This window comes from Paraflavitalea pollutisoli, assembly GCF_029360705.1.
Taxonomy (GTDB): domain Bacteria; phylum Bacteroidota; class Bacteroidia; order Chitinophagales; family Chitinophagaceae; genus Paraflavitalea; species Paraflavitalea pollutisoli.
Genome location: NZ_JARKMX010000004.1, coordinates 484,527 through 498,404, shown reverse-complemented (window position 1 = coordinate 498,404; position 13,878 = coordinate 484,527). Strand labels below are relative to the sequence as shown.

Annotated in this window: 10 protein-coding genes; 6 read left to right on the top strand and 4 right to left on the bottom strand. The window is 49.8% G+C overall.

All coding sequences use genetic code 11. The annotated features are described in order from the left end of the window. Positions 1-12: 12 nt before the first annotated feature. Together P2W70_RS11885 and P2W70_RS11880 are read right to left on the bottom strand one after the other, a co-directional pair. On the bottom strand, positions 13-3,168 hold the full coding sequence (locus tag P2W70_RS11885) for a SusC/RagA family TonB-linked outer membrane protein (protein ID WP_276481680.1): 3,156 nt from the start codon (positions 3,166-3,168) through the stop codon (positions 13-15). Positions 3,169-3,348: 180 nt separating this feature from the next. Then, a complete protein-coding gene (locus tag P2W70_RS11880) occupies positions 3,349-4,098 on the bottom strand; it encodes a DeoR/GlpR family DNA-binding transcription regulator (protein WP_276481679.1) in 750 nt (249 codons plus the stop codon). Positions 4,099-4,318: 220 nt separating this feature from the next. Between P2W70_RS11880 and P2W70_RS11875 the strand changes: the two genes are divergently transcribed. From P2W70_RS11875 to P2W70_RS11855, 5 genes are all read left to right on the top strand, one after another. Then, positions 4,319-6,790, top strand: a complete 2,472-nt coding sequence (locus P2W70_RS11875; protein WP_276481678.1) for an ABC transporter permease — start codon at positions 4,319-4,321, stop codon at positions 6,788-6,790. Between the two features lie 50 nt (positions 6,791-6,840). Next, positions 6,841-8,016, top strand: coding sequence for a THUMP domain-containing class I SAM-dependent RNA methyltransferase (locus P2W70_RS11870; protein WP_276481677.1), 1,176 nt, complete (start codon positions 6,841-6,843; stop codon positions 8,014-8,016). 140 nt (positions 8,017-8,156) lie between these two features. Next, positions 8,157-8,606 (top strand): hypothetical protein, encoded by a 450-nt coding sequence (locus P2W70_RS11865; protein WP_276481676.1) that lies wholly within the window; start codon positions 8,157-8,159, stop codon positions 8,604-8,606. Positions 8,607-8,696: 90 nt separating this feature from the next. Beyond that, positions 8,697-9,290, top strand: coding sequence for an HD domain-containing protein (locus P2W70_RS11860; RefSeq protein WP_276481675.1), 594 nt, complete (start codon positions 8,697-8,699; stop codon positions 9,288-9,290). A gap of 56 nt (positions 9,291-9,346) precedes the next feature. Continuing rightward, positions 9,347-9,880: a hypothetical protein gene (locus tag P2W70_RS11855; protein ID WP_276481674.1), complete on the top strand. Its 534-nt coding sequence runs from the start codon at positions 9,347-9,349 to the stop codon at positions 9,878-9,880. Positions 9,881-9,935: 55 nt separating this feature from the next. Here the strand turns inward: P2W70_RS11855 and P2W70_RS11850 are convergent, their stop codons facing one another. Then, positions 9,936-12,272, bottom strand: a complete 2,337-nt coding sequence (locus P2W70_RS11850; RefSeq protein ID WP_276481673.1) for a family 78 glycoside hydrolase catalytic domain — start codon at positions 12,270-12,272, stop codon at positions 9,936-9,938. A gap of 318 nt (positions 12,273-12,590) precedes the next feature. Between P2W70_RS11850 and P2W70_RS11845 the strand changes: the two genes are divergently transcribed. Then, on the top strand, positions 12,591-12,947 hold the full coding sequence (locus P2W70_RS11845; RefSeq protein ID WP_276481672.1) for a hypothetical protein: 357 nt from the start codon (positions 12,591-12,593) through the stop codon (positions 12,945-12,947). A 6-nt stretch (positions 12,948-12,953) separates the two neighbouring features. Here the strand turns inward: P2W70_RS11845 and P2W70_RS11840 are convergent, their stop codons facing one another. Further along, positions 12,954-13,847, bottom strand: coding sequence for a helix-turn-helix domain-containing protein (locus P2W70_RS11840; protein ID WP_276481671.1), 894 nt, complete (start codon positions 13,845-13,847; stop codon positions 12,954-12,956). Positions 13,848-13,878: the final 31 nt, after the last annotated feature.

Sequence of the window (13,878 nt, the reverse complement as noted above, 5' to 3'; positions counted from 1 at the left end):
TTTTGTAATGATTTAAAAAGAAAGATTTACCCCGAATGTGAAACTGGCTACTGCAGGCACGCCCAGGTAGTCGATACCCGTAGAGCCCGAACCTCCTGTGCCACCTGCGGCGCTTACTTCGGGATCCATTCCTTTATAGTTGGTCAATGTAGCCAGATTGGTTCCGATGGCCGATACGCTGAGTCCTTTGATGATCTTTTGCCCCTTCAACATACTGGTAAAGTCGTAGGTGACCGATGCCGAACGCAGCTTTAACCAATTCACGGAATTAAGGAAGTTATAGGAGTTGGCTGCGTAGTTGGCCCAATAGCGCTGGATCATTGCCTTGCCGTCTACCTGTGTAGTTCCAATGGTATAGGTCTTACCGGCTTCATAGGTTTGCGTAAATTCCGCACCCGTTGAGCTGTTAACCCCGGAAACTGTCACCGATTGCCTGTCGTTCAGCAACGTTAATTTGCTTAACCCATTTAACACCAACGCATATTCGGAACCATTAAATACATCCCCGCCCTTGCGGATGTCCAGCAGAAAAGAGAAGGACAGATTCTTATACCTGAAGTTGTTATTAAATCCACCAATGAAATCCGGTTCACGATTCGCCACCACCGGGTTCAGCGTATTCAGTTTATACAATCCGGTAGTGGGATCTACCTGGTAGCGCCCGGTGGGAATTTCAACGCCTTTTGCATCTACTTCACGCAGATACGGCTGGCCGGTCAGGCCAAGGAAATAACCGCCATTGGGAATAGAAGCAGCTTTTACAGTTCCGAACTGGGCATCGGTAGGATAAAAATAGGCTACACCAGGAAGGAACGCACCCAGCCTGCCCCTGTTGTAAGAAAAGTTCAATGTTGCCTCCCAGGAAAAATCCCTGTTTACGATCGGTTTACCAGTAACCGCTATTTCCATACCCTTGTTGATGACAGAGCCGGTATTGAGGGAGCTGAAGATGAACCCACCAGATTGTGCGAGACGTGGTTGCGCAATCTGGTTCTTTGTCTGGCTGTGGTAATAGGTATAATCCAAACCAATACGTCCGTTCAGCAACCTCACCTCTCCGCCTACTTCCCAGGAATCCTGGATCTCGGGTAACAGAATAGGATTGCCAGCGGCCCACTGGTTACCCACCGCAGTATAGGAGCCAATGGTATAAGGAGGATTTACGTATGTAAGCGTGGCATACGGGTTGGCATCTTTACCCACCTGCGCCCAGCTTGCCCGCACTTTACCGAAGGAAAGAATACTGTTCTTCGGCAGCAATTCCGTAAAAACCAAAGAACCACTGACAGAGGGATAAAAATACGACCTGTTCTCTATCGGCAACGTAGACGACCAGTCATTGCGTCCGGTCACAGTCAGATAGGCAATATCCTTGTAAGACACACCCGCTTCTCCATAGGCGCCCACCAAACGCTTTTTCGTGGTGTTGTCGGTAAAGAATTTATTGGTCGTTGCAATATTATTAAAGCTGATGGTGCCGGCAGTAATAAAGTTGTACCCCCAATGATTCTGGCCAGCTGTCTGCGTGTTCTCTGAAGTGGTTCCCAGCATCAGGTGCGTATCAAAATCGCCGAATTTCTTTTGGAAATTACTCATCACGGTCGTTGTGATGAAAGTATAATTGATCATGTCTTTGCTCAGGCGTCCGTTTTGGTATATGGGAGACAGCGCAGATCCGGGAGCGACATACGTATAATCATTGGTACTGTACTGGTCGTACCCCAAACGCGCTGAAATATTCCACCAGTCGGTTATTTTATAATTGCTATTGATCGCCCCTGTGATGCGCTTCGTTTGCGAGGTCAGCTTGTCTTTATTGATGATCCAATAGGGGTTGTCAATATCGCCTTCTAATGCAAGCGTTCCCGCATAAGGCCGGTATTGCGTTCCATCCTGGTTGACATACCGCTTCATATCAAATTTTAACGGCCAGTTGTACAATGCCTGCATACTGCCTACACCACTTCCATACAGCCCGGCAGTCGTCAACGTTCTATCGATGTCGGCAATGGAATAGGCTACATTGGCACTCAGGGTTAAACGCCCATATTTCTGTTCGCCATTAAAGCGAAAAGTAGTTTTCTTAAAGCCTGTACCGGGCACGATACCAGTTTGATCGAAATTAGAGCCTGATAAAAAGAAGGAGCCATTTTTAGAACCGCCGGATACATTTACGCTGTTATCATACACCATACCGTGTTGAAAGAATTCACCGATATTATCGTACAAAGTATCTGCTGAGGTGAGTTTTTGCCCCCATGAGCTGTACGAATTCAGATCGCTGAAAACGCCGTTGGTGGCATAAGAGCCGGTACCAAACTGGTTTTGAACTTCCAGCAACTTGTTGGCCCAGGAGTTGCCCACCTTGCTGGCAATATTAACCCTTGTAGAGCCTTCCGCACCTTTCTTGGTGGTAATGATGACAACACCATCAGCCGCGCGTGACCCATACAAGGCAGCTGCAGCAGCCCCTTTCAGCACCGACAAGGTTTCGATATCCTCCGGATTAACATCCATCACACGGTTGGAGTAGGTGGTATTGCTGCGGGATAACCCATCCGTACCCGTATTACCGGTAACCGTCGTTGAGTTATCATATATTACTCCATCAATTACAAACAAGGGTTGGTTTTGCCTGCTCTCTGAGGTGGAGTTGCCACCCCGGATGGTGATGGAGGCACCGGCGCCTGCCGAGCCACTGAATTGGGTAATGTTTACACCCGGCACTTTGCCAACGAGTGAATTGACGATGTTGGTATTTTTATTTCTCATCAACTCCTGCGCATTCAACTCCGTCACCGAATAGCCCAGGGCTTTCCGCTCCTTTTTTATACCCATCGCCGTCACTACAACATCTACCATCTGGCCGGAATCTGCTTTTTTCAGGAGCACCTTCATGCCGCTTGCCGCTTTTTCTTTTTTTGTGACATAGCCGATAGAGCTAAACTCCAATTGAACGCCTGCATTGGCCGTAATCGTAAATTTTCCATCGCTGCCCGTGGCAGTTGCCTGCGTAGTGCCACTGACGGTAACTGTTACGCCTGCCAGTGGTGTACCATCATCAGCATACACAGTTCCGCTAATGGGAACCTCCTGAGCCATCAGGTTGTTGGTGATCATGTAAAGCATGATAAACATGATCAAACTACAAAGCTTTCTTTTTTTCATACCGTTACTTTTGGTTATTTTATAAAATCCATATAGCCCTACTCCACCAACAATAAGGCTGCTGCCTGTCACGGCAGTATCGCAGTCTATACGGTTATTGAACGAATAGCCTACATGAAATGGCTGCCAGCAATCATTTGTCTATTCAACGGATAAAGGAGATACGGCCAAAAGGTACTTTTATAACACTTCAATGCCTGCATCACGATAAGGTTTGAGGACCGGATCGTCGGGAGGCAATTCGGTGATCAGTGTATGTATCTTACTGACTTCGCAAAGATGGATAGGTTGTAAGGAATTGATCTTTTCTGCAATAGACAGGCACACTATTTTACGGGACGACTCGATCATGGCTTTTTTCAGGTGCACCACTTCCCAATCGCTGTCCGAAATTCCATCTTTGATGTTGATGGCGTTCACACCAAGAAAGCAGATATCGGCCCGTATGCGCCTGATCTGCGCAATAGCTTCACTACCCACCGTAATCTTGGAGTTTTTAGATACCTTATCACCAATCAGGATGATCTCGATAGTTGGGTGTTGCATGTATTCCAGCACGACAGGTATGCTGCCAGAAATAAACGTGGCTTTCAACTGTGGGTCCAGGGCCCGGGCCAGCTCAATGATCGTAGTACCCCCTGAAGTGAGCACAAACATGCCATCTTGAACCAGGGAAGCTGCCTTCTGCGCAATGACTTTTTTATGATCGTGTGAGTAGACATTGTTAACAGGATAGTACACCTGGTTGAACGAATGCGATAGAGCACCTCCGTGTACCTTGATTATTTTTCCTTCATCGGCCAGTTCCTGCAGATCCCGACGGATGGTATCTTCAGATACATTGATATTCAGACTGAGGCTGGAAGAAAGCACTTTGTTGTGCAGGTTGACCTGGTGCAATATATACGCCTGACGTTCCTTTTTTAGCATCGGTATAAGCAGTGTGGTATCTGTACAATTTAGGCTAATTGGCGCAGACTCCAGTAGGTCGACGGGATTAAATTGCACAATGCCGCAGAAAACACACCCGATTTTACATTTTCTGGCAAGCTTATGCAAGAACTGGGTTTCTTTGTGGGAACGATAACCGCTATTTTATGCTATTTTGCCCCTTGTGCATCTATTGAGATGTCTATCCCAAACCATGCTTATGCTTAAAAACTATTGGACCGTGGCCTGGCGCAGCCTCGTCCGCAACAAGTTATACAGCCTCATCAACGTATTGGGCCTCGCCCTGGGCATCTGTGCCTGCCTGTCCATCTACCTTATTGTGCGGCACGAATTCAGCTACGACACCTTTCACCCCGACCGCGACCGCATCTTTTGCGTAGACGCCACCCTACGGGGTAATCACCTCAACAGCACGCCAGGCCCCATGGCCAGCGCCATGCGCAACGAAATGACGGGCTTCGAGTCTATCGCGGCCTTTCAGCCTTACCCTGCCAGCGTGACGATACCCAACGGGCTTCAGGGAGCCTCCAAATACTTTGAAGACGATGGCAGCCTCATGATCGCCGAACCGCAATATTTCGACATCCTCCAATACCATTGGCTAAGCGGCAACGCCCGTACCGCACTCACCCAGCCGCATTCCGTCGTGCTGACTGCCAGTAAAGCCCGTAAATACTTTGGTGAACTGCCTGCCGATAGGGTCATCGGACAAACCATCTATTACCAGGACTCGCTCCTGGCCACTGTAACGGGCGTTGTGGCTGACTGGACCAACAACAGTGATTTCAATTACAGTCAATGGATCTCCTATGCCACCATCCCCGTTAGTCTTTTGAAGAACGAGATCAAACTGGACGCCTGGAATGAAATGAACCGCTCCAGCCAGATCCTCGTCAAGCTGACCGCCCCTACCCAACCCGCCCAGATCAATACGCAATTCGTCGCTTTCACCAAACGTCATTACAGCGCACAATTACCCATCACCTCCCGGCTGCAGCCGCTATCAGGTATCCATTTTCACCCTGAATACGGCGGCAACGGCCGCAAAGCCAGCCTGCCTGTACTTTACACCCTCATTGCCGTGGCAGGCTTTATCCTCCTGCTCGCCATGGTCAATTTTGTGAACCTGGCCACCGCCCAATCCATGAAACGAGCCCGGGAGATCGGCGTTCGCCGGGTACTCGGCAGCAACAGATCGGGCATCGCCTGGCAATTCTTTACGGAAACCTTCTTACTCACGATAGCTGCCGTGCTACTGGCCGCCCTCCTGGTAACGCCGGCCTTCCGCTTCTTTACTGACTTAATACCAGCGGGCGTTCATTTCACGATGGATATACCCACGCTCCTATTCTTGCTGGCGGTAACGGCCCTCACTACCCTACTGGCCGGATTCTATCCAGCCCGGGTATTGGCCCACTACGAACCTACCGCCACCCTGAAAGGCATCACCGCTGTACCTGGCGGCGGGAAAGGCAGGTTACGTAAAGGCCTGATCGTTTTCCAGTTCACCATATCGTTGTTGTTCATCATCGCCTCTGTCGTCGTGGGTGCGCAACTGCGGTACGCTTTGCACACCGACCTGGGTTTTACAACAGACGCCATCCTTACCATCAGCAGTCCACCGGAGCAAAGGTTGTCAGGTATGGGTTTCGCATCGGATAAAGCCAGGAGCCAGCAAACAGCGAGTGTAACACCTGCCAAAATCGCCTTACTGACCGAGCAGATCCGGCAACTGGCTGGCGTAGAACAGGTGATCCGGCAATGGAAACCACCCATCGGACATGGTCACCGCGGATTTGAAGGCGGCAGGCTGAAAAACAGCGAAGAAAGACCAATCAAACTCTCCTATCACTACGGCAACCAGGACTACCTGCCCTTTTATGGCATGAAGCTGATCGCCGGACGCAACCTGCTACCCAGCGACAGTACCCGGGAGCTGCTGATTAGTGAAACCGGTGTACGTGCATTGGGCTTTTCGGATGTCAGCAAAGCCATTGGTCAACAGGTCGTCATCAATCCCTTCGAGACCTATCCCATAGCCGGTGTAGTGGCCGATTTTTACGAGAACTCATTTCACCAGGCTACCTGGCCCACCATACTCTTACACGATCCCGCGCAGGAGAAAACCATTGCCGTTAAGATTGCTACCAGCAATAGGACAGCAGGCGACATAAAAACGCTCATCGACCAAATTGAGCAGCACTGGAAACCCCTCTTTCCCGGACAACCGATGAGCTATGCTTTCCTCGATGAAGCCATCGCCAATATGTATGCAGACGATCTGCGAACCGAGCGACTGATCAATATCGCCATGGCCGTCACCGTCTTCATTTCCTGCCTGGGTTTGCTGGGCCTGGCCATTTTTTCAACCGCCAGAAGAACCCGCGAAATTGGCATCCGGAAGGTATTGGGCGCCTCCGTATCGGGCATCCTGTACCTATTGTGCAAAGACATCGTAGTACTGATCCTCCTGGCACTCGCCATCGCCAGTCCGCTGGCCTGGTACCTGATGCATGACTGGCTGCAAGGCTTTGCCTACCGCACGTCGCTGAGCGCCTGGATGTTTGTCGCGGCCGGACTCGCAGCCATTGGCATCGCCTTACTGACCGTCGGCTTGCAAGCCCTGCAGGCAGCGCGGGCCAATCCGGTGAAATCCCTGCGTACAGAATGAGCACCGGATGATGTAAGATGTATGCGCTGAACTGCCTAATTTCGCGCAACATGAATATCTATACCACGCCAGGGATGGTCACCATCACCTGTCACAAGCGGACCATGGTTTACCTCGAACAGGAAGTCAAAGAGCTGGGATTTGAGCCCATCGAGACTTTTGTGACCGGGGTGAAGCTACGGGCCAGCGTGAATGAATGCATCCGTCTCAACCTCAACCTGCGTTGCGCCAGCCAGGTACTGTACAGCCTTCAATCATTCGAGGCCCGCAATGCCGATGATGTATACAACAACCTGATCCACTATCCCTGGGAAGAGATCTTACCCGACGGCGGTTATTTTTCCATCACCAGCAATGTCCACAACGATACCATCAATAACAGCATGTACGCCAACCTGCGCGTAAAAGATGCGATCATCGACCGCATGCGCGACAAAAAGGGCATACGTCCATCTACCGGATCGGCCCTTACCGGCGCTGTGATCCATTTGTTCTGGAAAGAAGACCAGGCCGAAGTATTTGTCGACACCTCCGGCGATTCCCTGGCCCGCCACGGCTATCGCAAAATACCTGGTCAGGCCCCGATGCTGGAATCGCTGGCTGCTGCCACGATCTACGCTTCGCGCTGGGACCGCGTCAGCCCGTTTGTGAACCCGATGTGTGGTTCCGGCACCATTGCCATCGAAGCCGCTATGATCGCCACCAACCGCCGGCCTGGCCTCTTCAGGACCAACTACGCCTTTATGCACCTGCAAGGCTATGATGAGCAGGTCTACTTTGCGGAAGATGCACGCCTGGAAGAACAGATCAAAGAGGTGCCGGGTCTTCGCATCATCGCCACCGATTACAGCGACCGGGCCATCGAAAATGCCCGTAAGAATGCGGTAGCGGCCGGCGTTGCCAACCTGATCGAATTTGCCGTTTGCGATTTTGCTGCTACCGAAGTGCCGCAAAACGTTCCCGGCGTCTTTTATGTAAACCCTGAATATGGTGAGCGCCTGGGAGAGATTGCCGAACTGGAAAAGACCTACAGCCGTATCGGCGATTTTATGAAACAACAGTGCAAGGGTTATTTTGGCTATGTCTTTACCGGCAACCTGGAACTGGCCAAAAAGATCGGATTGAAAGCCACCCGGCGGATAGAATTTTATACCAGTATTATCGACTGCCGCCTGTTTGAATATGAGCTCTACGGAGGATCGCGCACGGAATCAAAAAACAAGTAAGCTGATTGCGGAATGAACGGCCTGGAGCACGGTTATCGTTCGAAACAGCACAGTTACCGGCTGTTTCTGCACGGTTATCGGTTTGCCCCGCGCTGTCTGCCTGTTTCCAGTAGATTTGGCGGCAATCAACCCCTCATCACATGAACGCTGCTCAATCCGCCGGCACGATACAACTGCTGTTATTACTCATCATCCTGACTATTGGCGCCTTGTTTTTTTGGACACAACACAGAGCCTTCCTGGCCGTACGGCCTGAAAATCGCCGCATGGAACCGGGACTGGTCTGGTTGCAGTTCATTCCGCTGTTTGGCCTGGGTTGGCAGTTTTACGTCATCGTCAAATTATCAGACTCTATCCGGGACGACCTGAATGCGCCTAGCGGAGACTCCCTGTTTGGCGATGACCCCGTTCCCACACATACCCGCCCCACCTACGGCCTGGGCATTTCGTATGCCATATTGATCTGCATTTCCCTGCTGCCACTCGGCCTCATAAAAAGCCTGTTTTCCCTGGCAGGATTGGTGCTGTTGATCATTTACTGGATAGATGTTGCCCGCTATACCAAACGATTAAAGAACCGGATCGTGTAACAACATGGAGTTTGAAAGAGGTTACCGATAGGTGCCTCTTTTTTTGCCTAATTTTGCTTGCAGTATATTCACCCGCATAAAGCTCCGCGTATGGATTTTCAACAACTGCAACAACAGGTCAATTTCATCTATGAAATCGATAAGGTAAAGTATATCGAACGTAAGACAAAACTGTTCAACAGCGATCGTCGGGAGAATGATGCGGAGCACAGCTGGCATCTTGCGTTGATGGCGGTCGTCTTGTCTGGCCACAGCAACCAGGATATCGACCTCCTGAAAGTCATCAAAATGCTGCTGATACACGATGTGGTGGAGATCGACGCAGGCGACGTCTTCCTGTACGACAGTGTAGTGAGTCATACCAATACAGAAGCCGAAACACTGGCTGCCCGCCGCATATTTGGCCTGCTTCCCCCAGCGCAGGCGGAAGAACTGATCGCCATCTGGGAAGAGTTTGAAGCCGGAGAGACGCCTGAGGCCAAATTTGCCCGTGCTATGGACCGCTTTGAACCCTTGCTCCAAAATCGGTCCAACCAGGGAGGCACCTGGAAAGAGTTCAACATCCCCTACGACAAAGTGCTCCAGAAAAAAAGCATCATCAAAGAAGGCTCAGAAGTGCTGTGGGACTATGCCAAAACACTGATCGACCAAAGTGTGGATGAAGGGATTTTGAAGAAAGATTGAGAAAACTTCCCGAATCCTATTTAGGAATAATAGCACCAGCATAAAGGCAATGTTCAATGATTTCATCCAACGATTTTGATCATTTTTTAAGAAAGGGCTACATCAAAGGCCTGCCAGCAGGCACTTCGGTAAAAAAACTGATAACAGTATACGGTAAGAAATACTGGGGTGTAAAGGAAAGAGACACCAATGGACTCATTTATGGAATTATCAAAGTTGGGTTTATTGAGTTCCATATCTATGATGAAAAGATTAGCGGAATCAGCTATCGGCCAGACATCATCTACTCAAAGAAAGATTTTAATGCCGTACTCGTTCCATGGATTGAAAAGAAACGAAGTTTACAAGCCGTAGAAGCAGCATTGACAAACCGGAAGATCCAGTTCAAAAGATTCACAATAACTGGACCATTGGATAGCCTGACGACTGCAGGCGGCGACTTCTTCTATGTCGAACCTGGCGAATATACTTTAATCGATACAGAAGGGGGCGTTACTTGGGTTTTTGAAAAAAACGAAAGTACCGGACAATTAGAGGCACGCCAAATTTGCAAGTATTACAGACGAACAAATGAGATCAACTCCCAATAATGTTTTGGAACCAATCGAACATATGGACCTATGTTAAGATGCCTAAGATGCCCCGCTACAATTTGATCGCTTGACTCCCCGGCTTCAAGGCCAGGCGCTTGCCCTTCCAATAAAAATTGCCTGTCATGCCTTTGGGCAAGGTGATCTTTCCCTGTATACCGGCGGAACCGTTGCGTGTAAGCGTAAACTGTATCTCACCGGCAGGTACCGGTAGTTTTCCTTCGATGTGATTGAGCGTACCGAGGTGGGGCGCGATCTTGACCGTACCAAAACCTGGTGAGGCTGGTTCAATGCCCGCAATGGTGGCCAGGAAATCATAATTGGGACTGGCGCTCCAGGCATGACAATCCGAACGCGTAGGCTCTGGTCTTTCGGAAAAGGTAGTAAGCCCCAGATTGAGCATATCCTTCCATGGCTGCAGCATCGCAACATAATCATCACCCCAACCCGCTTTTTTCATAGCCTGGTTCAGGTAAAAGCGATAATAATAGGTGCATTGTATCAGCGTACTATCATACGCTACGCGTTTAATCAGTGCTTTGCCTGTTGCCACCGGCACCGCATTGGTGAGTACCGCCAATACATTGGCATGCTGACTGTAATCTTTCATCTTCGGATCATCTGCCAACAACTTCCTTTCGTTGTTCCAACAATGCTTCAGCGTAGCAGCCTTTATGTTTGCCGCCAACTTGCTGTAGCCGACCAATTCGTGCTCCCATTGGAACGCCTTGAACAGCTCCACGGCCCGGTCGATCGCATACGCGTATTGCAGGGTAAGGATGGATGAATTACCTTCTACCGTACCAGCCGGTACGCCACTGGTTTCCTCGACACCCGTCCATGGCCATTGCGCCGGCCAATCCACAAAATTCCAGTAGGGCATATGCCCCAGCATAGAATCCCTGTTCAGGTAACGCTTATGCCAATCCAATATCTTTTTTACATCTACTAAATACTGTTTTACGAAAGCGGTATCCGGGCGGTGACGCCAATAATCATGTACCATGGAGATCCACAGCAAGGAGAAGGGGGGTATCACCTGTTTCATCGACTCCGGGTAGCGGGAATGCGTCAACCCTTCTGCCAACATAGAATGGCTAAATTGTTCAATCGCATTACGCACCAACCGGTCGTCGCCCGATACGTAATAAGAGATCAATGCCTGTATCCGCGTATCGCCCACATATTGCAATTGCTCGTAGTAGGGGCAATCCATATAGGTTTCGTAGGCACAAAGTCGTGCCGTGCGCCAACCCGTATTCCAAATAGCTGTCAGCGAGGGATCGTCGCTTACAAACGAGGCATTTTCTTTAAATGGATAGGCGGTGAAAACGGACCTGAGATCATGCAGCTGCAAGGCGGTGGCGCCAGTCTTAATTTTCAACTCGATGTACCGGAAGGTGCGGTAGTATAGCGGCCTGAAAAGCCTGTTGGTTCCACCATCAGGCAAGTATTGATCGGCATTCCCCCTTACCCTTTTTCCTCGTATTTCGTTGCGGTTTCCTTTATTGCCGGCGCTATCGTACAACGCTTCTGCATAGGTCAGGGTAATGGAGGCTCCTTTGCCACCACTTACCAACAGTTCAGGGAATGCAGTAGTCAATATACCCTGATCGATGATCGCCGTGACCGAATCATTGGCTGGCACGGTGACGGAGTAACTGCCTTTAATGAACTGATCATCGAGGCCCCCCAACGTGGAGCGACGCACACTGCGGAATCGTTGCGCGTTCTCTTCGGGGAAAGGCAGTCGATTGGGCACTAACCGATGAGCGGTTCCACCCTCCATTATTTTTGCGGATTGCCAAAGCCGATCGTCGTAGCTCGTATATTCCCACCCCCAGGGATATTGATCTGCGTGTACTTTCTCAAACGGCGTAACGACCTTGTTACCTGCGGGAATCGGTTGGTAGGCTCTGTTCTCCATGACCTTCCAACTCGTGTCCGTATTCGCCAAGGGCGATGTCACCCCTCTGATCATCAATCCAGACTGGTAAGTGATCTGCGACCAGGCCAGGTGTTCGCCCTCATTCCAGGTCAGTGCGGCAATCGTATTACGACCTTTTACCAACGCAGGTGCAATATTTACCGTCTCATACCGCCAATGCTCCACATCGCCTTTGGCCGGGCCGAGGGCGATCCGTTTGCCATTGACAAATAGCTGGTACCGGTTGTCGCCCGAAATATATACAATAAACTGCCTGGGTATAACGGGCAGATTAAACTGTTTACGATAATGGAAAACGCCGTAGGCATGTGGATCTGCTGTTGGATGGAAGATCCATTGGGCCGTCTTCAGTGGTTCCGGCGACGTTTGGGCGAACGTAAAAAGCGATGATAATAGTAGCAAAGGTAACAGCAGGCAGGTTCTCCGGGCAAGCAATACAGGCATGTAGTCGATTTAAAACAGTTAGGGTTGTCCTAAAAATAACAAAGTGTAACGAATTTTGGGCGCAATTGTACTACTGCCTGGTGATTCGTACATTTAGATGCAAATTACCCTACGTCCGTAGCTTGGTTACCAGATCCTGTCTCAAATATTCCAGCTTTTGTATCATCCATGGCGGCATAACTGGCGTATAGGCAGATTGATCCCGCTGCTTTGTTGGAAGCCGCAGGGAATGGAACGTCCATTTAAAAATTGGTTAAATCAAACCGCCCCCCGTCGATCGCCGCATAACTTTTGCGAGGTTTGTACAAACCTGTTTGTATGAAAACAAATTTCTACCTGTTTAGTGTGGTGGCTTTCGTTTCGGCTGTCTTCCTTACCAGTTGCAAAAAAGAGGTCAGTCCAACCACCGGAGAAGTGATTGCCCAGGAATTACAAGCTGTTATTGAAAAGAACAACCTCCGGTATGTATATCCGGTCATTGCCAGCCAGCCTTTTCCAGACCGGTTTTCCGCTGAAGCCGGCAGAGAATGGTCCTTCTCCAATGGCTTTGTCCATTTTCCCAAAGGGTATCAGGCACACTTCAACCTTACTTATTTAAAGCGTTATGCCATCACGAACGTCAGCATCGATGGCGGCATTGGCACCACCTATGCGCTCATTCTTTTCCTGGAATAACATGAATCAATTCAATTGCCTGTATTCCCGGGGAGAGTGTCCCGTCTTGTTCTTAAACAACTTGGTAAAATGGGAAGGATGCTCGAAGCCCAGCTCGAAGGCGATCTCGCTAACCGGCTTCTCCGTACTCCACAACAGGTGTTTGGCCTTGTCCACCAGCTTCAGGTGAATGTGCTCCTGCGTAGACTTGCCCGTGTATTTATGCAGCATATCCGACAAATAGTTGGGCGACAAATGGAGTTGTGCCGCAAAGAACTTTACATCGGGTACCCCGGATGCCACCAGGTTATCCTGCGCAAAATGATCATCGAGCAGCCTGTCAAACTTTTCTACGATATCATTGCCCGCCTTCACACGGGTCAGGAATTGCCGGTCATAAAAACGGGCACAGTAAGACAACAACAGCTCGAGGTTGGATAGTATGAGATGATGGGAGTGATTATCCAGGTTGTTGGATATCTCTTTTTCGATATTACGAACACATTCCTCCAATACATTCTTTTCCGCATCGGAAATATGGAGTCCTTCATTGGCATCGTACCCAAAAAAAGAATACCGGGTTAACTCATATCCTTTCGGGCTGGCATGCAAAAAATCAGGATGCATATAGATAGCCCAACCAGCAACTTTATTTTCAATACCTGGTATCAACACCTGGTTGGGGGCCGTGAACATCAGCGTCCCTTCCGAGAAATCATAGTGCGTACGACCATATTTGAAGGAGCCTTCCACTTTCTTGCAGGCAATGGAGTAGAGATCGAGCCGGTAAGCCGCATCGGGCACCCTTTCGGTCCGGTCAACCTTGGCCAGGTCGACCACCGAGATCAACGGATGCCGCGGTTTTTCACACCGGAAAAACGCATGCAAGGCGGCAATGGAAGGAATATCTGTGTACTGCATAACATGCTATTGATGCCTTATCAAATGTAAT